Below are 20,820 nucleotides of genomic sequence, written 5' to 3' on the forward strand. Positions count from 1 at the left end.
GCGGATGCTCACGACAGGTGCTCGGGGACCCGGGGTCCGTTTCGGCCTTGGAGGCGACAACGGCAACAACACCGCGCATATGCGTCGGGGCGGGTTCGATACAGCCTATCGAAGGAAGGTTCTGTGGCGACATAGGGCGCACAGGAGGCGCACGATGCGTGTCGCGAGCCAACCTGTGCGCCTATGTACGTTCCTGATCGGGTTTCGATCAGTGCTTCACCCCGCGCGAGGGCGGGGTGAAGCGGTGGGATCAGGCCAGACCGAGACGCTCGGCGGCGGCTGCGGCGTCGACCGGAACGGTCACCGGCTGCGGCGCGCCGGCCACGGCCCAGTCGGGGTCCTTCAGGCCGTTGCCCGTGACCGTGCAGACGATCCGCTGCCCCGGGTCGACCTTGCCCTGCTCGGCGGCCTTCAGCAGACCGGCGACCGAGGCGGCCGAGGCGGGCTCGACGAAGACGCCCTCCTGCGCGGCCAACAGACGGTAGGCGCGCAGGATCTCACGGTCCGTCACCTCGTCGATGAAGCCGCCCGACTCGTCGCGCGCGGCGATCGCGTAGTCCCACGAGGCCGGGTTGCCGATGCGGATCGCGGTGGCGATCGTCGACGGGTCCTTGACGACCTCACCGCGCACGAGCGGCGCGGAACCGGAGGCCTGGAAGCCCCACATGCGCGGCCGGTGCGTGGACATGGCGTCGGCGGCGTACTCGGTGTACCCCTTCCAGTACGCCGTGATGTTGCCGGCGTTGCCCACGGGCAGGACGTGGATGTCGGGGGCGTCGCCCAGCATGTCCACGATCTCGAACGCGGCGGTCTTCTGGCCCTCGATACGGACCGGATTGACCGAATTGACCAGCGCCACCGGGTAGTTCTCGGAGAGGCTGCGGGCCAGGGTCAGGCAGTCGTCGAAGTTGCCGTCGACCTGGAGGATCTTCGCGCCGTGCACGAGGGCCTGGCCCATCTTGCCGAGCGCGATCTTGCCCTGGGGCACGAGGACGGCGGAGACCATCCCGGCGCGCACCGCGTAGGCCGCGGCGGACGCCGAGGTGTTGCCGGTGGACGCGCAGATGACGGCCTTCGCACCCTCCTCCTTGGCCTTGGAGATGGCCATGGTCATGCCCCGGTCCTTGAAGGAGCCGGTGGGGTTGGCGCCCTCGACCTTGAGGTGCACCTCGCAGCCCGTGCGCTCGGACAGGACCTGAGCGGGGACGAGCGGCGTGCCGCCCTCACGGAGCGTGACGACCGGCGTCGTGTCCGTGACCGGAAGGCGGTCCCGGTACTCCTCGATGATGCCGCGCCACTGATGGGTGCCCTTGCTGGTCATGGGTCCTTTACTCCCCTTCAACACGCATGATGCTGGCGACACCGCGCACGGTGTCGAGCTTGCGCAGCGCCTCGACGGTCCCGGAGAGGGCGGCGTCGGGCGCGCGGTGGGTGACGACGACGAGAGAGGCCTCGCCGTCCTTGCCCTGCTGGCGCACCGTATCGATGGATACGCCGTGCTCGGCGAAGACCGTCGCGACCTGGGCGAGGACGCCCGGCTTGTCGGCCACGTCGAGGCTGATGTGGTACCGCGTCACCACGTCGCCCATGGGGCTCACGGGCAGCTGGGTGTACGCGGACTCGCCGGGGCCGGTGGCCTCGTTGAGCTTGTTGCGGCACACGGCGACGAGGTCGCCGAGCACGGCCGAGGCGGTCGGGGCGCCGCCGGCGCCGGGGCCGTAGAACATGAGCTGCCCGGCGGCGTCGGCCTCGACGAAGACGGCGTTGTACGCCTCGCGGACGGAGGCCAGCGGGTGGCTCAGCGGGATCATCGCCGGGTGCACGCGCGCGGTGACGGACTCGCCGTCGGCGGCCCGCTCGCAGATCGCGAGCAGCTTGATGGTGCAGCCCATCTGCTTCGCCGAGGCGAAGTCGGCGGCGGTGACCTCGGTCATGCCCTCGCGGTAGACGTCGTCGAGACGCACGCGGGTGTGGAAGGCGATCCCGGCGAGGATGGCGGCCTTGGCGGCGGCGTCGAAGCCCTCGACGTCGGCGGTCGGGTCGGCCTCGGCGTAACCGAGGGCGGTGGCCTCGTCCAGCGCCTCCGAGTATCCGGCGCCGGAATTGTCCATCTTGTCCAGGATGAAGTTCGTCGTGCCGTTGACGATGCCCATCACGCGGTTGATCTTGTCGCCGGCGAGCGACTCGCGCAGCGGCCGGATGAGGGGGATGGCCCCCGCGACGGCGGCTTCGTAGTACAGGTCCTGGCCGTGATGCTCGGCGGCGGCGTAGAGCGTCGCGCCGTCCTGGGCGAGGAGCGCCTTGTTCGCGGAGACCACGGACGCCCCGTGCTCGAAGGCGGTGGTGATGAGGGAGCGGGCCGGCTCGATCCCGCCGATGACCTCGACGACGACGTCGATGTCGCCCCGTTTGACGAGGGCGGTCGCGTCGGTGGTGATGAGCTCGGCCGGGATGCCCCCGCGGACCTTGTCCGGGCGGCGGACGGCCACGCCGGCGAGCTCGACCGGGGCGCCGATGCGCGCGGCGAGGTCGTCGGCGTGCGTCGTCATGATGCGCGCCACCTCTGAGCCGACCACTCCACAGCCCAGCAGCGCCACCTTCAGCGGACGCGTACGCATCATCCGACCTCGTTTCTCGTACTACTTCGTCGTCGTATCTCTACGGTTTTCTACGGTGGAACCAGTCTCACTCACCGGACGGGGGTTTCCGGCCCCTGTCCGGATCCTGAGACATCTATTTCATCACTCGGCAATTACTCGAACTATTTCATCAGCCGACGTCGAGGCGCAGAAGATCTTCCTCCGTCTCGCGCCGGACGATCACCCGGGCCTCGCCGTCGCGGACGGCGACGACGGGCGGCCGGAGTGCGTGGTTGTAGTTGCTGGCCATCGAGCGGCAGTACGCGCCGGTCGCGGGCACCGCGATGAGGTCGCCGGGGGCCAGGTCGGCGGGGAGGAAGGCGTCCCGTACGACGATGTCACCGCTCTCGCAGTGCTTGCCGACGACCCGGGAGAGCATCGGCTCGGCCTCGCTGGTCCGCGAGACGAGGCTGACGCTGTACTCGGCGTCGTACAGGGCGGTGCGGATGTTGTCCGACATGCCGCCGTCGACGCTCACGTACGTGCGCAGCCCTTCGAGGGGCTTGACGGTGCCGACCCGGTAGAGCGTGAAGGCGGTGGGGCCCACGATGGCCCGCCCCGGCTCGACGGAGATCCGCGGCGTCCGCAGCCCCGCGGACTCGCACTCCCGCGTGACGATCTCGCTGAGCGCCTTGGCGATCTCGTGCGGCTCGCGCGGGTCGTCCTCGGAGGTGTACGCGATGCCGAGGCCGCCGCCGAGGTCGATCTCGGGCAGCTCGACGCCGTGCTCGTCCCGCACCTCGGCGAGCAGCTGCACGACGCGGCGGGCGGAGACCTCGAAGCCGGCCATGTCGAAGATCTGCGAGCCGATGTGCGAGTGGATGCCGATGAGCTCGAGGCCGTCCAGCTTCAGCGCCCTGCGCACGGCCTCGGCGGCCTGCCCGCCGGCGAGCGCGATGCCGAACTTCTGGTCCTCGTGCGCGGTGGCGATGAACTCGTGCGTGTGGGCCTCGACGCCGACGGTCACCCGGATCTGCACGCGCTGGCGCTTCCCGAGCGACTGGGCGATGTGGGCGACGCGGACGATCTCCTGGAAGGAGTCGAGCACGATGCGCCCGACACCGGCCTCGACGGCCGTCCGGATCTCCTCCTCGCTCTTGTTGTTCCCGTGGAAGGCGATCCGCTCGGCGGGCATCCCGGCCGACAGCGCGGTGGTGAGCTCTCCCCCGGAACACACGTCCAGGTTCAGCCCCTCCTCCTTGAGCCACCGCACGATGGCCCGGGAGAGGAAGGCCTTGCCGGCGTAGAAGACGTCGGCGTCCTTGCCGAAGGCCTCGGCCCAGGCGCGGCAGCGGGCGCGGAAGTCGGTCTCGTCGAGGAAGTAGGCGGGGGTGCCGAACTCCTCGGCGAGCGCGTCGACGCCCAGCCCCCCGACGGTGACGACCCCCCGCTCGTCCCTCGTGACGGTCCGGGCCCACACCTTGGGGTCGAGGACGTTGAGGTCGGCGGGCGGCGCGGTGTAGTGGCCCTCGGTGAGGACGTCTGCGTGGCGGGGGCCTGCGGGGTGGGCGGAACGGCTCATGTCTGGTCTTCTGCTCTTTCAGATCCGGTCGGGTGCGCTGATGCCGAGCACGGAGAGGCCACCGGCGAGCACCGTCCCGGCGGCTTCGGCGAGCGCCAGCCGGGAGCGATGGGCGGCCGAGGGTTTCTCGTCGCCGAGCGGAAGGACGGTGTGCTGGAACGCGAGCAGCGCGTCGGCGAGGGCCTCCAGGTGCCGGGCGAGCCGGTCGGGGGCGCGGTGGCGGGCGGCGGCGAGGAGGACGGCGGGGTGGTCGCCGAGGGCGCCGAGGAGTGCGGGTGCGTGGACGGATGTCTCGTACGCGGGGGCCGTGCCGAGCTGGTCACCGTTGACGAGCAGCCGCCGGACCCGGGAGTACGCGTACCGCACCCGGAAGAGGGAGTTGCGCTCGTGCTGGGCGAGGAGGGGCCCGCCGTCGAGGGGCCGGTCGTGCGGCGCGGCACGCAGGAGGGCCCACCGGGCGGCGTCGCTCCCGAACCTCTCGGCCTCGTAAGCGCCAGGATGCACGTACACCCGCTCACCGCCACCGGCTGCGCGTGTACTGACGTCGGCGCCCTGCGAACGGAGCAGCCGCTCGACGACCTCGGTCACGAGCGCGGCCCGCGACTCTGTCACCTCGGCGAAGCGGACGGTGGTGCCGGCGAGTGCGGTGCCGTGCCCGTACGACGACCCTGCGGCGCGGATCGCACGCACGACCTCGCTCCCCGCGTCGCCGCGAAGGGTGAAGTTCAGGAACCCGGGTCCGGTGATCTCGACACCGCGGAGCCCGGGTGCGTCGCGGAGCCGCTCCTCGATGATCCCGGCGACCTCGCGGGCGCTGCGGCCGGCGGACCTGGCGAGGGTGAGGGCGACGTTACTGGCGTACTCCCCGGAACCGCCGGGCCGGGCCCGCTCGACCTTGATCCGCGGGGGCACCTCGACCCGCAGCGCACCGTCGTCGACCGCACGGCGCACGGCGTGCAGCACGGTGAGGGAGAGGTCCGCGGGGGTCACGGGACAAGCCTAGGGGAGGAGGGGGGTCAGAACGCGAACCGGTTTCGCCATGCGGGCACCCGGCCCCGATCCGCGAGGCCCTCAATGAGCGCCGGGCGCACTCCCGGCACGCCGGGACTGGTCCCGGATCTCCCGCGAGGCGTCGCGGGGCGTGTCCTGCGAGGTGTCCTTCGGGGTGTCCTGTCGGAACTCCTCCCGAGCGACATCCCGATCCCGGTCCCGATCCCGGTCCCGATCCCGGTCCCGATCTCGGTCGTCCCGCCGGGCTTCTTCCCGACTGTCCTGCCGACTGTCCTGCCGCCCGTCGGCTGCGGGCGGCTCCTCTCCCCCCTCCTGCCCGGCGGCCTTCCGACGCGCACGGCGCTCGTGGTGCATCAACTGACGCACGACACGGACGAGCTCGGAGGGCTCGAAGGGCTTGGCGAGAAACGCGTCGACACCGGAACCGACCCCGCCGGCCGCCTCGTGCTCACCGCAGGCACTGATGATCGCCACCGGCAGATGTCTGGTCCGCGGGTCGGCCCGCAGCCGCTCGGCCGTCTTGATCCCGTCCAAGCGGGGCATGACGACGTCGAGGGTGACGACATCAGGACAGACCTGATGAACGACATCCAGACACTCGGCACCATCGGCCGCGGTCACGACCTCGAACCCCTCGAGTTCGAGATTGACCCTGATCAACTGCCGGATCACCTTGTTGTCGTCGACAACGAGCACCCGACCGGACATGCCTGACACACGAATGAGAGTAGGACGCCCCGTTGAGCTGCGTCCGGGTTTTGCCCACTTCCGACCCGTGCGGGGGAACCAGCCCCTGGTGACACCACGGAAATACCTGTTCACAGGCACGCCCCACGAGCTGGTAGGGTTCTACCCGTCGCCGCCGAACGCGGCGGACGCCCCCGTAGCTCAGGGGATAGAGCAACGGCCTCCGGAGCCGTGTGCGCAGGTTCGAATCCTGCCGGGGGCACTTCGCAGGAAGTGCCCGAAGACCCCGTTCACAGTGGAAACGCTGAGGACGGGGTCTTCTTGCGTCTGTCGGCAGTGTCTGTGGGGTGAACAGCCGCTTACCGCAAGCTCCGTGCCGGCCGGGCTGTGACGCAGCTTCGCTTGGCTCGGCTCGGCTCGGCAAGCCGGTCAGGTCGTGCGAGGGGCGGCCTGTGGGAGGAGGGGCTCGTGGTGGTGCCAGAGCAGGGAGCGGTCTTCGGGGTGCAACTCCGCCGAGCCCCACTCGACCCGTATCACTCCCTGCTCCATCGAGCAGGCGTAGGCCACGATGACGAGGCGGAGTTCCGGTGGGAGGAGGGCCACGTCCGGATGCGGGTCCGGCTGGTCGGCTTCGTGCAGGTCGAGGTCCAGGTCGAGTTCCAGTTGCATCGGTTCCGGGCCGTGACGGCGGATCAGGTCGGCCCGGAGGCCATAGGCGGTGCGCAGTCGCGCGGCAGTGACGGGAACATCCCTCTTCGCGTAGAGGAGCGGGAAGACGACGTGTCTGCCGACGACCATCACCGTCCGGCCCTGCAGCCGTCGAGGTGTTGCCCCGGGAAGCGGTGCCAGTCCGGCGGCGAGGGTCTCGTACTGTGCCGCGTGGAGCCCGTGGCCGTAAGCCTCCCTCGTTTGCGTACCCACCTGTTCATGGGCCTGACGCGCCCTTGAGTGCGCTTCCACGAGGCAAGCCGGGATCGTCTCGGCCAGTCGGCCCGCGACGGGTCCGAACGTTTCCCTGGCCCAAGACGTCACGGAAGTCACCATGCGTTGCCCTCCCCCTGCGCTGCCGGAACGCCGAGCTGCACCCCACCACGGTGCGGGTGCGGGGTGAGGCATGCAAGAGGGCATGGACGCAGCGGAAGACCCCGCCCGTGGTGGTGGCCCGGGGCGGGGTCTTCTGCTGGTGGGCGTGCGGGGTTACTTCACGTTGATCGCCGTCCAGGCGTTGGCCACCGCCGTGTACTCCGGGCTGTTCGCGCCGTAGAGGTCGGTGGCCGCGGAGAGGGTGGCCGTGCGGGCGCCGGCGTAGTTCGTGGAGGAGGTCATGTAGGTGGAGAGGGCCTTGTACCAGATCTTGTAGGCCTTCTGGCGGCCGATGCCGGTGAGGGTGGAGCCGTCGTAGGTCGCGGAGGAGTGGACCACGCCGTTGATCGTCTTCGTGCCGCTGCCTTCGGCGAGGAGGTAGAAGAAGTGGTTCGCCGGGCCCGAGGAGTAGTGGACGTCGAGGCGGGCGACCCTGGTGGACCAGTAGTCGGCGGAGTTGCCGTCCTTGCTGGGCGTGTCCATGTAGCGGAGCGGGGTGCCGTTGCCGCGGATGTCGATCTTCTCGCCGATGAGGTAGTCGCCCGCGTCGGCGGCGTTCGCCGCGTGGAACTCGACCGACGTGCCCAGGATGTCCGAGGTGGCTTCGTTGAGGCCGCCCGACTCCTTGCTGTAGCGCAGGCCCGCGGTCGCGGCCGTCAGGCCGTGGGTCATCTCGTGGCCCGCGACGTCGAGGGACGTGAGCGGCTTCGCGTTGCCCGCGCCGTCGCCGTACGTCATGCAGAAGCAGGAGTCCGACCAGAAGGCGTTGACGTACGCGTTGCCGTAGTGGACGCGCGAGTAGGCCGCGACGCCGTCGCCGCGGATGCCGTTGCGGCCGAGTTCGTTCTTGTAGAAGTCCCAGGTGACGGCGGCGCCGTAGTGGGCGTCCGCGGCGGCGGTCTCGCGGTTCGTCGCCAGGCCGTTGCCCCAGGTGTCCGTGCTGTTGGTGAAGAGCGAGCCGGTGCCGTTCGTGCCGCCGTTCAGGTCGTACGTCTTGTGGCCGCCCCGCGCCGCGTCCGTGAGCGTGTACGAGGGCGCCGTGCCGAGCGTGACCTGACCGCTGTACTGGGTGTTGCCCGTGCCGGTCTCGATCGCCTCGTACGCGTAGAGCTCCTTGCCCGTGCTCGCGTCGGTGATCACGTGGCGCTCGCTCGGCGTGCCGTCGCTCTGCACGCCGGTCACCACCGTCTCCCAGGCCAGCGTCGGCTTGCCCGTCGCCGCCCAGATCACCTTGCGGGCCGTGCTCCTCGCCTTCGCCGCCGGGGCCTCGGCCTCCGTCGTCGGGACCGATATCCGGGCGCCGGTCGCCTTCGTCGTCGCGCGGGTGCCGTTCTTCTTCTGGTGCACGACCAGGTCGCCGCCGAGGACCGGCAGGCCTTCGTAGGTGCGCTCGTAGCGCGTGTGCACGGTGCCGTCGGCGTCCTTGACGACGTCCCTGACGAGCAGCTTCTCCTGGCCGGAGAGGCCGATCGCCTTGGCGGTCGCGGCGGCTCCCGCCTGCGCCTCCTGGACGGCAGCCGCGCGCTGCGGGCCGGTGAGGACGAGCGCGGTGGCGCCCGCCTCCCGCTGGGCGTCCGCGTTGGCGGATCCGGTCTGGACTCCGACGGCGATCATGGCCGCCGAGGCGATGAGGGCGGTCGAAAGGGCTGTGCGGCGGTGCGAGGACTGCTGGCGGGTCACGCGGGCTCCTTCGCTGAAGCACGTGGGGGTCGTGGGGGGGTGGCGCGGCTGTGAGCGTGCCAGCGAAGAAGGATCTTTGGCAGGTCTACGACAAGGATTTGACCATTTGTTGTCCGAAGGTCGGTCACTCCTGTCCGGTGTGCGGGGAGTTGGTCCGCAGGGCGTATCGGTGCTTCGCACGCCAAGAAGCCCCCGGTTTGTCGTCCGGGGGCTTCTTGGCGTGGAGGGTGGGGGTGGTGGGGGGTGGGGTGGGGTGGTGTGGGCTGGGAGTGGGGTGGCTATTCAGGCCGGGCGTTTGCGTGTCGTCTTCTTGGCCTGTGTCGTCTTCTTTGTCGCCGTCGTCTTTTTCGCGGCCGCCTTCTTCGCCGTTGCCTTCTTCGCCGTCGCCTTCTTCGCCCTCGGCTTCAGCTCCGTCACCTCCGCGTCCTCCCCCCGCGCCTCCCTCGCCGCCCGCACGCTGTTCTCCAGGGCCGCCATCAGGTCGATGACCTGGCCGCCTCCGCCCTCCTCGCCCGGGGCCGGGGGTGCCACCGCCTCGCCGCCCTCGGCCTTGGCCGCGATCATCTCCTCCACCGCCGTGCGGTAGTCGTCGTGGAGGGTGCTCAGGTCGACCTCGCCGAGGGTTGCCATCAGGGCGTCCGCCAGGTCCAGTTCCGCCTCCCGTACCGTCACCGGCGTCTCCGGGGCCACACCCTCCGGTGCCCTGATCTCGTCCGGCCAGAGCAGGCCGTGCATCGCGATCACCTCGTCCACGACCCGGAGCATCCCGAGCCGCTCCCGGCCCCGCAGCGCGAACTTCGCCACCGCCACCTTGTCGCTGCGCTTGAGGGCTTCACGGAGCAGGGTGTAGGGCTTCGCGGCGGCTACGCCGTTCGCCGAGAGGTAGTACGCCGCCTCCATCTGGAGCGGGTCGATCTCCCCCGCCGGCACGAAGGCCACGATCTCGATCGTCTTCGCCGTCGGGAGCGGCAGCGCGGCCAGGTCCTCGTCGGTGATCGGGATCATGGTCCCGTCGGCCTCCTCGTACGCCTTGCCGATGTCCGCCGCGGCGACCTCCTCGCCGTCGAGCTCGCACACCTTCTTGTAGCGGACCCGGCCGCCGTCCTCGGTGTGGATCTGCCGGAACGAGACGGACCGGCTCTCGGTGGCGTTCACCAGCTTGATCGGGATGCTGACCAGCCCGAAGGAAATGGCGCCGTTCCAGATGGATCGCACGGTTCTCCTCTTTCGCGGAGGAATGTCAGGGAAACGTGGGATTCTCATCGTATGACGCCCATCACAGAGGTGGAGGGGCGGCGCCTGGCGCTCAGCAACCTGGACAAGGTGCTCCACCCGCTCACCGGGACGACCAAGGGCGAGGTGCTGCACTACTACGCCACCGTCGGGGCCGCGATCCTGCCGCATCTGCGCGATCGGCCCGTGTCTTTTCTGCGCTATCCCGACGGGCCGGACGGGCAGCTCTTCTTCACCAAGAATCCCCCGCCCGGCACACCCTCCTGGGTGAGCACCGCCCCCGTCCCCCGCTCCGAGGACCCGCGGGCGCGGCAGGTCGTGGTCCAGGACCTGGCCTCCCTGATGTGGGCCGCGAACCTCGTGGTCGAGTTCCACACTCCCCAGTGGCGGACCTCCTCCCCCGCCGTCGCCGACCGGCTCGTGTTCGACCTCGACCCCGGGCCGCCCGCCACGGTCGTCGACTGCTGCCGGGTCGCCCTGCACCTGCGCGAGCGGCTCGCCGCCGACGGTCTGGAGGCCTTCGCCAAGACCTCCGGCTCCAAGGGGCTCCACCTGCTGGTCCCGGTCGTCCCGACACCCTCCGGGCAGGTCTCCGCGTACGCGAGACAGCTCGCCGTCGAGGCCGAGGCGGAGCTGCCCCGGCTCGTCGTGCACCGGATGGCCCGCGCCCTGCGCCCCGGCAAGGTCTTCGTCGACCACAGCCAGAACGCCGCCGCCAAGACCACCGCCACCCCCTACACCCTGCGGGCCCGGGCCCTGCCCGCCGTCTCGGCGCCCGTCACCTGGGAGGAGGTCGCGGACTGCGCCGCCCCCGCGTCCGACCCGGAGAAGCTCGTCTTCCTCATGGACGACATCACGCCACGTCTGGAGCGGTACGGAGAGCTCCTCGCGCCTCTTTTCGCGCCCGAGCGCGCCGGAGGCCTGCCGTGAACGGGGGTGCGGGGGCGACGGAGGTGGTGCTGCTGCCGCCCGTCGACGTCATGCGCCCCCGGGCCGCCGACGAGATCCCCGGGCAGGCGGAGCCGCCGCGGGAGCTCCAGTACTCCCTCAAGCTGGACGGCTTCCGCGCCCTCGCCTTCGTCCTCGCCGAAGGGAAGGTCGTCCTCCAGTCCCGCTCGCGCCGCGACCTCGCTCCCGAGTTCCCCGAGATCGCCGCTCACCTGCGCGATCAGCTGCCGCCCGGGATCGTGCTCGACGGCGAGCTGTGCGCCTACCGGGACGGGCGGCTCAGCTTCACCGACCTGCTCCGCTCGCACGGCGACCGGGTACGGGCCGGGGTGCCCGTCTCGTACATCGCCTTCGACCTCCTCGCCGTGCCGGGGCGGGACGTGCGCGCGCTGCCCCTCCGCGACCGGTGGGAGCTGCTCGGAGCAGCCCTGCAGGAGGCGGAACCTCCACTTCAGCGCGTCCTCGCCACCCTGGACGAGGAGACCGCCCGGGGCTGGTTCCGCGACCTGCGGGCCGCCGGCGTCGAGGGCATCGTGGCGAAGTCGCTCGGCTCGGCCTACCGGGCCGGCGGCACCTGGGCCTGGCGCAAGATCCGGCACGCCGACACGAGCGACGGTGTGCTCCTCGGTGTGACCGGCCCGCCCGAGCGGCCCCGTGACCTGCTCGTACGGCTCCCCGACGGCCGTACCGTGACGACCTCGCCCCGGCTGACCCCCGCCCAGTCCCGACAGGTCGGCGCGCTGGTCGCCGACCGCGCCGGCGCCCTCGCCGAGGACCCGGAGCACGGGCCGGTGCGGTGGGTGGACCCGCCCCTTCCCGTCGAGCTCCGCCGGCTCGCGGGACGGCACGAGAACGTGGCCTTCGTCCGCGTCCGGTCGGAGGGGTGACGGGTGGGAAGCGAGGGGCATCCGGGTCGCCACCGAGAGCAACCACCCTGCTCCGCCCCGTACATGGCGGAAAGAGGCCGCAACCAGGCCTCCGCGCGCGGCTGGTGGCGTCGGCACGGCATTCTTCCCCTTCTTGTGGTGCACACTTGCTCACTGGTACAGCGCTCACGGGGGAAGGTGGCCTGGCAATGCTGACGGGGATCGAGGAGGTCGACTGGGCCTCGCTGGGGCACGCCTACGGCCCCGCGGACGACGTGCCGGCACTGCTGCGCGGACTCGCCTCCGCCGATCCCTCCGAGCGCGAGACCGCCCTCGACGGCATGTACGGCGCCGTGCACCACCAGGGTGACGTCTACGACTCCACGCTCGCCTGCATCCCCTTCCTCATCGAGCTCGTCGCCGACCCCGCCGTCCAGGACCGGGGCGGCATCGTCGAGCTGCTCACCAGCATCGGCGGGATCGAGCTGGACGACGACGAGGAACTGGACGAATTCGACCCGGACGACGAGGAGTTCATACCTGCCGCCAACTACGCGATGGCCGCGGCCGCCATCGCCGCCGGGGCCGACGTGTTCCTCGGGCTCGTCGGGGACCCCGACCCCGAGGTGCGGCTCGCCGCGCCCTGCGCGCTCGCCTCGCTGCACCCCGAGCCCGCGCACGTCCTGACCCTGCTGCGCGAGCGGCTCACCGTCGAGCGGGACACCGAGGTGCGGCTCGCCCTCGTGTCCTCCGTCGGGCGGATCGCCCTGCGGCACGCCTCGCTGCGCGCCGAGACCGTCGAGTGGCTCGACTGGCTCGCCCGCGCCGCGCAGGACCCCGGGCTCCGGCTCGCGTCCCTCGCCCAGCTCGCGCGCTGCGCGCCGAGCGAGATCCCGGACGACATCGTGCGGTGGGTGACGGAGCTCCTGGAGGAGATCCGGACCGTCGCGCTCAGGGATGGGAACGGGAGCGGGAACGGAGGCGGAAGTGGGAGCGGAAGCGGGAGTGGGGCCGTCGGTCGGGACGAGGTCGGGGACGGGAGCGGAGTCGCGGGCGGTGGCTGCGCCGGGGCCGACGGCGGGTGGCCCGGTGTGCCCACGCTCGCCGGGCAGGTCCGCGAGATCCTGGAGGAGCACGTGGCCGGACGGCCCGCCCCCTGGACCGAGGAGCTGCTCCGGACCCTGCACGCCGCCCTCGACGACCGCGTCGACGACCGGATCGCACTGATCCTCGCCCAGCTGCGCAGCCCCGACCGGTGGCAGCGGTCCGACGCGATCTGGCTGTGCGGCGGTCTGATCCGGGTGTGGCGCGGGCGGTACGAGGAGATCGTCCGGCTCGTCGGCGCGCAGCTCCACGATCCGGAGCCGCGCCTCCGGGAGGCCGCCACCTCGTTCCTGGAGCGGCTCTTCGAGCTGGGCGGGCCCGCCGCCGACTCGCTCGCAGCCCGGCTGGCGGGCGACCCCGGGCTGCCGGGCTTCTCGCGGGACGGCTCCTGCGGGCTCGTCGGGCACTCCGGGCGGGACGGGGCGCTCCTCGCGCTGGCCCGTGCCGGGGACACCCGCGCGGTTCCGCTGCTCGCGCGCGCCCTGGAAGAGCCCGACGTGCGGCGCGAGCTGCTGTACGCCGTGGACGGCCTCGGGCCGGCCGCGGCGGGCCTCGCCCCGCTGCTGCGGCGCCGGCTCGCCGAGGTCGAGCTCGACGAGGGGCTCTTCGACCGTGCGGCGCCCCTGCTGTACGCCCTCGCGGCCGTACGCGGCGGGCAGGCCGTCCCCGAGGTGCTGCGGGTGCTGCGCGGTGCGCCGGAGCACCGGCGCGACTGGGTGCGGGAGGCGGCCCTGCGGACCCTGGCGGCCTTCGGCCCGGCCGCCCGGAAGGCCGTACCGGACATGCGCGGGCTGCTGACCGCCGACTCGGCAGCGGTGTCCTCGGCCGCGGCGCGGGCGCTGTGGGCCGCCGAGGGCGACCGGGGGGACGTCCTGCCGGCCCTGGAGCGGTGGCTGCGGCCGGGCTCCTCGGCCCCGGAGTGGTGTTGCGCGGCGCTGGCCCTGGGGGCGATCGGGCCTGCCGCGGCGGGTTCGGCGGCTGCCCTCCGGCCCGGTCTCGCCTCGCGGGACCTGTGGGTACGGGTCCGCAGCGCCTCGGCCCTGTGGCGGGTCTCCGGCCGCGCCGACCAGGCGCTCCCGGTGCTGCTCGCGGCCTGGGAGGAGAACCGGCACGCGCGCGTGGACATCGCGGAGTGCCTGGCGGAGATGGGCCCGGCGGCGTCGGAGGCCCAGCTCACGATCCTCACCGAGCTCACCCGCAGGCGCCGCCACAATGCCCGCGAGGGCGGCTCCGGGAGCCATGACATCCACCAGGACGAGAAGCTCCTGACCTTGTGCAGGGCGGCCCTGGCGCGGATGGAGCGGGGCGTGTTCTAGAACGTCTTCCGGACTTTCCGGAACAGTCGGAACGGCCGGAACGGCCGGGGCCTCCGGAGCGTCCAAGACTTCTGGAACGGCCAGTGACTTTCCAGGGCTCCCCAGCGCTCCCCATGATTCCCATGATTCCCGGGACTTCCCAGGACTTCCCGGGGTGCTGCGGACCAGGGCGGGCTGAGGCGACTCAGCGGGTGAACAAAACGGGCGTCCCGTTGAATAAGGTCTGTGGGGAGACCCGTCAGACCCGTCAGACGTGTCAGACGTGTCAGACCGGTCAGCCCCGTCAGACCGGTCAGCCCCGCCGTACCGCCGTCCGCCCCGAGGAGCCGTGTGAGACCGCACCGCGTGCAGCTCGTCGCCGCCCTCGGCCTGCTGTGCGCCCTCCTGCTCACCGGCTGCGGCAGCGGCGAGGGCGGGCTCAAGAGCGCAGGGCCCACGCCCACCGCCGTCGGACCCGTACGGCTCTGGCCCGACCTGCCGCCCGCCACCGATCCGCCGATCGACTACGGCGAGTCGGACACCCAGCGGGTCCCGGGCGTGAAGGTGCCGGACAACGACGTCCACACCGTCGCCCCCGCCGCCGTCGTCCTCGCCGAGGTGCGCGCGCACCCCGACACGTACTCCGGTGCCGACGGCCTGTACGAGCAGACCGCCCGGGCGATCGAGGCCTGCGGCACGAAGCCCGCCGGATGCCCCGTCCTGCGGCCGTACTACCACGACCTCACCGGCAACGGCCGGGACGAGCTGATCGTCGGGATCCGGATGCCCGACCAGCAGGTCGGGGTGCGCGTCTACCTCGCCGAGAACGGCGGCCTCACCCGGATCATGTCCACCGTCGACCAGGTCATCAGTGTGGAGCTGGCCGGCCGCGACCTGATCATGCGGGTGAGCTCGGCCGGCATTCCCGGGTACGAGTACCGCACCGCCTGGTCCTGGGACGAGCAGCAGCACAGCATGCTGCCCACCCGGGACGAGATCATCCGGGTGAAGCCGCCCGGCACCGGGGCGGCGTCTCCCGTGCCGCCCGCACCCCGCCTCGTGAGCCCGACGCCCACGCCCGCGTCCACGTCCGGCGCCGTGCCGCCGGGCCCCGTACCCGTACCCAGCCCCGCCCCCCTCTCCCTGGAGCCCGGACCGTGAAAGCGCCCCGGCTCCGGCTGCCCGCCTGGACCGCGACCCTCACCTGGAAGGCCGCCGTCTTCATCGCGGTGATGTGCTGCGCCCTCGCCGCGCTCCTCGGCGTCCTCGTCCACGTCTCGGTGACCGGCCAGACCGTGCACGACGCCCGCGAGAAGGCCCTCACCCGGCTCACCGAGGTCAGCCGCCTCTACGAGGCGGGCGAGCCGCTCCCCCGGTTCTCCGGCATCGACCCGGAGGGGCTCCCGGCCTCGCTGCGGGCGCTCGCCGCGCGGGGCGAGCACGGCACGATGGTCGCGGACCACGAGGGCCGGCCGACGATGTGGGCGGCGGGCCCCGCGGACGGCCGCGCACTCGCCGTCCGCGTCGACTACACGCAGAGCGCCGAGACGATCGACGCGCTCGACCGGTCGATCCTCGGCTCCTCCGTCCTGGCGATCGGCGCGACGCTGCTCGTCGGCGCCTTCGCCGTCACCCGGGTCACGCGCCGGCTGCACCTCACCGCCCAGGTGGCCCGCCGGATCAGCGCAGGGGACCTGGACGCGCGCGTCAACGACCCCCGCACCGAGGACCCTTCGCGGCCCCAGGACGAGGTGGCGACGGTCTCCGGGGCGCTCGACACGATGGCCTCCTCGCTCCAGCGGAAGCTGCAGAGCGAGCAGCGGTTCACCGCCGATGTGGCGCACGAGCTGCGGACCCCGCTGACCGGGCTCTCGGCCGCCGCCGAACTGCTGCCGGACGGGCGGCCGTCGGAGCTCGTCCAGGACCGGGTGAAGGCCATGCGCGACCTCACCGAGGACCTCCTGGAGATCTCGCGGCTCGACGCCGGCAACGAGGCCGTGGACCTCGCGGTGCACGAGCTCGGCCCGCTCGCCGCGCGGGTGGTCCGCGCCTCGGGCACGCCGACGGAGGTGCGGCTCGTCCGGGATGTCACGGTGGAGACGGACCGGCGACGCCTTGAGCGGGTCCTCGGCAATCTGATCGCCAACGCGCACAAGCACGGGGCCCCTCCGGTGGTGGTGACGGTCGACGGGCCGACGGTGACCGTGCGGGACCACGGCCCCGGCTATCCCGCCTACCTGCTGGCGTCGGGGCCGCAGCGGTTCCGTACCGAGAGCGGGGGCAAGGGACACGGGCTCGGGCTGACGATCGCCGTGGGGCAGGCGGAGGTGATCGGCGCGGAGCTCGTCTTCGCGAACGACGTGAGTGGCGGTGCCGTCGCCCGGCTGCGGCTGCCGGAGTACGTGCGCCTCGCCGACCCCGACCCCGACCCCGTACCTGAGGACTGAACAGCACCACACGGCACACCGTCACACAAAAGGGACATAGGGCATACCGCTTGCTACGTTGCGGACCATGACCACTCCGCGCACGGACGCTCCCCCGCCCGGGGTACGCATCCCGAAGCGCCGCGGCGTGGAACTCTCCCTCCTCGTCTGCGCCGTCCTCATCTCCGTCTCCGGCTACGCCGCCGTCGGCCTCGCCCGCAGCGGCGCCGTACCGCCGGACGCCGCCCGCTACGGCGCCGGGCTCGGGCTGCTCGCGCTCGTCGCCCATCTCGCGGTCCGCTTCCGCGCCCCGTACGCCGATCCGCTGCTGCTGCCGATCGCGGTCCTGCTCAACGGCCTCGGCCTGGTGCTGATCTACCGCCTCGACCTGGAGACGCCGAACGACCAGGCCGCGGCGACGCAGCTCGTCTGGTCGACGCTCGGGGTCGCGCTCTTCATCGTGGTCGTCCTGCTGCTGCGCGACCACCGCACGCTCCAGGGGTACGCGTACGTCTCCGTGGCCGCCGCGCTCGCCCTGATGATCCTGCCGATCTTCTTCCCCGCCGTGAACGGAGCCAAGATCTGGATCAGGATCGGCGGGCTCTCCTTCCAGCCCGGCGAGTTCGCGAAGATCCTGCTCGCCGTCTTCTTCGCCGCGTACCTCGCCGCCAACCGCAACGCCCTCGCGTACACCGGCCGCCGGATCTGGAAGTTCCAGTTCCCCACGGGCCGGGTGCTCGGGCCGATCGTGGCGATCTGGCTGCTGAGCGTCGGCGTCCTCGTCCTGGAGCGCGACCTCGGCACCTCGCTGCTCTTCTTCGGGCTCTTCGTGATCATGCTGTACGTGGCGACCGGCCGGACCGGCTGGATCGCGGTCGGGCTCGTCCTGGCCTCCGCCGGGGCCTTCCTCGTCGGCTCGCTCGAACCGCACGTGCACAGCAGGGTGGAGGACTGGCTCGACCCCTTCGCCTCGATCCGGGCGGGCGAGGGACCGGGGCAGCTCGCGCAGTCGCTGTTCGCCTTCGCCGCCGGCGGGATGCTCGGCACGGGGCTCGGTCTCGGCCATTCCGTCCTCATCGGCTTCGCCGTGAAGTCGGACTTCATCCTGGCGACGGCGGGCGAGGAGCTCGGGCTCGTCGGCCTCACCGCCCTCTTCCTGCTGTACGCGCTCCTCGTCGCCCGCGGCTACCGTGCCGGCCTCTCGCTGCGCGACCCCTTCGGGCGGCTGCTCGCGATCGGGCTCGCCTCGATCGTGGCGCTCCAGGTCTTCGTGATCGCGGGCGGGGTGATGGGGCTCATCCCGCTGACCGGCATGGCGATGCCGTTCCTGGCCCAGGGAGGTTCCTCGGTAGTCACCAACTGGGTGATCGTGGCGCTCCTCATCCGGGTCAGCGACTCGGCCCGCGCGCCGCAGCCGGACTCCGCCGACACCGGGACCCTCGCCCCGGTCAGGGAGGACACGCCCTTCCGGGAGGGCGCATCGTGATCCGGTACATCCGGCGGGCCGCCGCTCTCTGCCTCGTCCTCCTCGCCGCCCTCCTCGTCAACGCGGCCCGCGTGATGGTCTTCGAGGCCGAGGAGCTCGACGACAACCCGGCCAACCGGCGCATCGCCATCGACCGGTACGCGGAGCCGCGCGGCGAGATCGTCGTCGACGGGAAGCCGGTGACCGGTTCCCGGGACAGCGGACAGCAGCTCCGCTGGGAACGGACCTACCGGCAGGGTCCGTTGTACGCGCCGGTGACCGGCTACGCCTCCCAGACGTACGGCACGACGCTCGTCGAGCACGCCGAGGACTCCGTCCTCGGCGGGACCGACCCGATGCTCGCGCCCCTCCCCCTCTGGAACGACCTCACCCGGGGCCGGCAGCCCGGCGGCGACGTCCTGACGACGGTCCGCGCCCCGATGCAGGAGGCGGCCTACCGGGGGCTCGACGGGAAGCGGGGCGCCGTCGTCGCGATCGAGCCGTCCAGCGGCCGGATCCTGGCGCTGGTCAGCTCGCCCTCGTACGACCCCGGGGTCCTCTCCGGGACGGGCAGGAAGGTCAAGGACTCCTGGAAGCGGCTCAACTCCTCGCCGAACCAGCCGATGCTGAACCGGGCGCTGCGCTCGACGTACCCGCCGGGCTCCACCTTCAAGATCGTGACGGCCGCGGCGGCCCTGGACGCGGGGGTGGTGCGGGACGTGGACGCGCCGACCGACACCCCGGACCCCTTCGTCCTCCCGGGCACCCGGCAGGTGCTGCCGAACGAGGCGAAGGGCTGCGGGGACGCCTCCCTCGCGTACGCGATCCAGTGGTCGTGCAACACGGTGATGGCCGGGCTCGGGGTGGAGGTCGGCCTGGCGGGGATGGTCGACGCGGTGGAGCGGTTCGGCTTCAACGACACGGGGCTGCGGGTGCCGTCCTGGGTCGCGAAGTCCAACTTCGACCGGGCGATGAGCCCGGACCAGCTGGCGCAGTCGTCGATCGGGCAGTTCGACACGACGGCGACCCCGCTCCAGATGGCGATGGTCGCGTCGGCCGTGGCCAACCACGGGGAGATCGCCCGGCCGTACCTCGTCGACCGCACCACGACCTCCGGCGGAACGACGGTGGACCGCACGGGCCGGCGCACCTACCGGCAGGCGATGACCCCCTCGACGGCGGTCCAGCTCCAGCGGCTGATGGTGAAGGCGGTCGAGGAGGGCACGGGGACGAACGCGGCGATCCCGGGGGCCCGGGTGGGCGGCAAGACCGGCACCGCGCAGCACGGCTTCGGCAACACGGGCACCCCGTACGCCTGGTTCATCGCCTGGGCGCAGGCGGAGGGCACGGCCCAGCCGGCGGTCGCGGTGGCGGTCGTCGTCGAGGACGCCGAGGCGTCCCGTACGGACATCAGCGGGGGCGGCAGCGCGGCGCCGATCGCCCGGAGGGTGATGGAGGAGGCGCTGCGGCTGGAGGCGGAGGCGCGGGGGTAGGGGTAGGGGCTCCGGATGTGCGGCCTGTGGGGGTGCGGCCCCTGGGGGTGCGGGGGGCCGGCCCTTTGCTACTCCCCCGCCGCCCCCTCCGCGATCGCGTCCGCCACCTCCGTCACCCGCGCCCGCTCCTCCGCCGCGAAGCGCTCCGCGTCGAGCCGCTCCGCGATCTCCTCGTCCTGGGTCATCAGCAGATCCAGGTTGGAGTCGCCGAGGTCGAAGACGCCCATGTCGAGGTAGGCCTTCTGGAGCCGCTCGCCCCAGAGGCCGATGTCCTTCACGCAGGGGACGATCCTGCTGAAGAGCAGCTTGCGGAAGAGGTGCAGGAACTCGCTCTGCTCGCTGAGCTCCTCCGCCTCCCGCTTCGGGATGCCGAAGTTCTCCAGGACCTCGACGCCGCGCAGCCGGTCGCGCATCAGGTAACAGCCCTCGATCACGAACTCCTCGCGCTCCCGGAGCTCCGTGTCCGACAGCTGCCGGTAGTAGTCGCGCAGGGCCATCCGGCCGAAGGCCACGTGCCGGGCCTCGTCCTGCATCACGTACGCGAGGATCTGCTTGGGGAGCGGCTTGTCGGTGGTGTCGCGGATCATGCCGAAGGCGGCGAGGGCGAGGCCCTCGATGAGGACCTGCATGCCGAGGTAGGGCATGTCCCAGCGGGAGTCGCGCAGGGTGTCGTCGAGAAGGCCCTTGAGGTTGTCGTTGATCGGGTAGAGCATCCCGATCTTCTCGTGGAGGAAGCGGCCGTAGATCTCGGCGTGCCGGGCCTCGTCCATGGTCTGGGTGGCCGAGTAGAACTTGGCGTCCAGGTCGGGGACGGACTCGACGATCCGGGCGGCGCAGATCATGGCGCCCTGCTCGCCGTGGAGGAACTGGCTGAACTGCCAGGAGGAGTAGTGCCGGCGCAGGTCGCCCTTGTCCTTCTCGGTCATCTTCGCCCAGTGGCGGGTGCCGTAGAGGTTGAGGACCTCGTCGGGGGTGCCGAGCGGGTCGTACGGGTCGACGTCGAGGTCCCAGTCGATGCGGGTGGCGCCGTCCCACTGCTTGTCCTTGCCCTTCTGGTAGAGGGCGAGGAGGCGCTCGCGGCCGTCCTCGTACTCCCAGGAGAACCGGGCGGCGCCGGCCGCGGGCACCTGCCAGGTCGGGGTGGACGGGGCCGTGGTGTAGAGGTCGCGCGTCGACACTGACGCCTCCTTGGGGGTCGGATGGCCGTTCCCGTGGTGCGAGTCCTTCGTGCAGGTCCTTCGCACGAGTCCTCCGTGCGGTTCCTCGTGCGAGCCCTTCGTACGCGTTCTCCGGTCAGGCTCACACGGTGGTAGACGGATCGTCAACAAGTCGCGCGCGAGGGATTGACGGGCCTGCTGACGAGCAGTC

At 71.9% G+C, this 20,820-nt stretch carries 16 protein-coding genes and 1 tRNA gene; 8 read left to right on the plus strand and 9 right to left on the minus strand.

The features are described 5' to 3' along the window. Positions 1-250: 250 nt before the first annotated feature. The 5 genes from thrC to DEJ46_RS40890 all read right to left on the minus strand — a co-directional run bounded on the left by thrC (position 251) and on the right by DEJ46_RS40890 (position 5,880). On the minus strand, positions 251-1,321 hold the full coding sequence (gene thrC, locus DEJ46_RS12385) for a threonine synthase (protein WP_150266056.1): 1,071 nt from the start codon (positions 1,319-1,321) through the stop codon (positions 251-253). 7 nt (positions 1,322-1,328) lie between these two features. Next, the gene (locus tag DEJ46_RS12390) at positions 1,329-2,621 is read right to left on the minus strand and encodes a homoserine dehydrogenase (RefSeq protein ID WP_190622598.1); all 1,293 of its coding nucleotides are present in this window, start codon (positions 2,619-2,621) and stop codon (positions 1,329-1,331) included. Positions 2,622-2,769: 148 nt separating this feature from the next. Beyond that, complete coding sequence (gene lysA / locus DEJ46_RS12395) at positions 2,770-4,161, minus strand: diaminopimelate decarboxylase (RefSeq protein WP_150266058.1); 1,392 nt, start codon at positions 4,159-4,161, stop codon at positions 2,770-2,772. A gap of 18 nt (positions 4,162-4,179) precedes the next feature. After that, on the minus strand, positions 4,180-5,151 hold the full coding sequence (gene nrtL, locus DEJ46_RS12400; RefSeq protein ID WP_150266060.1) for an ArgS-related anticodon-binding protein NrtL: 972 nt from the start codon (positions 5,149-5,151) through the stop codon (positions 4,180-4,182). An 81-nt stretch (positions 5,152-5,232) separates the two neighbouring features. Further along, a complete protein-coding gene (locus DEJ46_RS40890) occupies positions 5,233-5,880 on the minus strand; it encodes a response regulator (protein ID WP_411757817.1) in 648 nt (215 codons plus the stop codon). A 169-nt stretch (positions 5,881-6,049) separates the two neighbouring features. Here DEJ46_RS40890 and DEJ46_RS12410 point away from each other — a divergent pair. Next, a tRNA-Arg gene (locus tag DEJ46_RS12410) sits at positions 6,050-6,121 on the plus strand. Between the two features lie 167 nt (positions 6,122-6,288). Here the strand turns inward: DEJ46_RS12410 and DEJ46_RS40755 are convergent. The 3 genes from DEJ46_RS40755 to DEJ46_RS12425 all read right to left on the minus strand — a co-directional run bounded on the left by DEJ46_RS40755 (position 6,289) and on the right by DEJ46_RS12425 (position 9,837). Beyond that, on the minus strand, positions 6,289-6,657 hold the full coding sequence (locus tag DEJ46_RS40755; protein WP_317852176.1) for a hypothetical protein: 369 nt from the start codon (positions 6,655-6,657) through the stop codon (positions 6,289-6,291). A gap of 399 nt (positions 6,658-7,056) precedes the next feature. Continuing rightward, a complete protein-coding gene (locus DEJ46_RS12420) occupies positions 7,057-8,556 on the minus strand; it encodes a M4 family metallopeptidase (protein ID WP_150274353.1) in 1,500 nt (499 codons plus the stop codon). A 348-nt stretch (positions 8,557-8,904) separates the two neighbouring features. Further along, positions 8,905-9,837, minus strand: a complete 933-nt coding sequence (locus tag DEJ46_RS12425) for a Ku protein (protein ID WP_150266066.1) — start codon at positions 9,835-9,837, stop codon at positions 8,905-8,907. A gap of 51 nt (positions 9,838-9,888) precedes the next feature. Here DEJ46_RS12425 and ligD point away from each other — a divergent pair, with 51 nt between their 5' ends. From ligD to DEJ46_RS12460, 7 genes are all read left to right on the plus strand, one after another. Further along, complete coding sequence (gene ligD / locus DEJ46_RS12430; protein WP_150266068.1) at positions 9,889-10,785, plus strand: non-homologous end-joining DNA ligase; 897 nt, start codon at positions 9,889-9,891, stop codon at positions 10,783-10,785. Then, entirely contained in the window at positions 10,782-11,690 is a 909-nt protein-coding gene (locus DEJ46_RS12435; protein WP_223834600.1) for a DNA ligase, read from the plus strand. The genes ligD and DEJ46_RS12435 overlap by 4 nt, the downstream gene beginning before the upstream one ends. A 188-nt stretch (positions 11,691-11,878) precedes the next feature. Beyond that, entirely contained in the window at positions 11,879-14,089 is a 2,211-nt protein-coding gene (locus DEJ46_RS12440) for a PBS lyase (protein ID WP_150266070.1), read from the plus strand. Between the two features lie 330 nt (positions 14,090-14,419). After that, the gene (locus DEJ46_RS12445) at positions 14,420-15,229 is read left to right on the plus strand and encodes a hypothetical protein (protein WP_150266072.1); all 810 of its coding nucleotides are present in this window, start codon (positions 14,420-14,422) and stop codon (positions 15,227-15,229) included. After that, complete coding sequence (locus tag DEJ46_RS12450) at positions 15,226-16,515, plus strand: sensor histidine kinase (RefSeq protein WP_150266074.1); 1,290 nt, start codon at positions 15,226-15,228, stop codon at positions 16,513-16,515. Before DEJ46_RS12445 ends, DEJ46_RS12450 begins: the two co-directional genes overlap by 4 nt. A gap of 67 nt (positions 16,516-16,582) precedes the next feature. Beyond that, the gene (locus DEJ46_RS12455) at positions 16,583-17,980 is read left to right on the plus strand and encodes an FtsW/RodA/SpoVE family cell cycle protein (protein ID WP_150266076.1); all 1,398 of its coding nucleotides are present in this window, start codon (positions 16,583-16,585) and stop codon (positions 17,978-17,980) included. After that, on the plus strand, positions 17,977-19,452 hold the full coding sequence (locus DEJ46_RS12460) for a penicillin-binding transpeptidase domain-containing protein (RefSeq protein ID WP_150266078.1): 1,476 nt from the start codon (positions 17,977-17,979) through the stop codon (positions 19,450-19,452). The genes DEJ46_RS12455 and DEJ46_RS12460 overlap by 4 nt, the downstream gene beginning before the upstream one ends. Before the next feature lie 68 nt (positions 19,453-19,520). On the opposite strand, the gene DEJ46_RS12465 is transcribed toward DEJ46_RS12460, so the two are convergent. Continuing rightward, positions 19,521-20,630 (minus strand): ferritin-like domain-containing protein, encoded by a 1,110-nt coding sequence (locus tag DEJ46_RS12465; protein WP_150266080.1) that lies wholly within the window; start codon positions 20,628-20,630, stop codon positions 19,521-19,523. Positions 20,631-20,820 lie beyond the last annotated feature (190 nt).

Origin of the sequence: Streptomyces venezuelae, assembly GCF_008642375.1 — a bacterium.
Taxonomy (GTDB): Bacteria; Actinomycetota; Actinomycetes; order Streptomycetales; family Streptomycetaceae; genus Streptomyces; species Streptomyces venezuelae_G.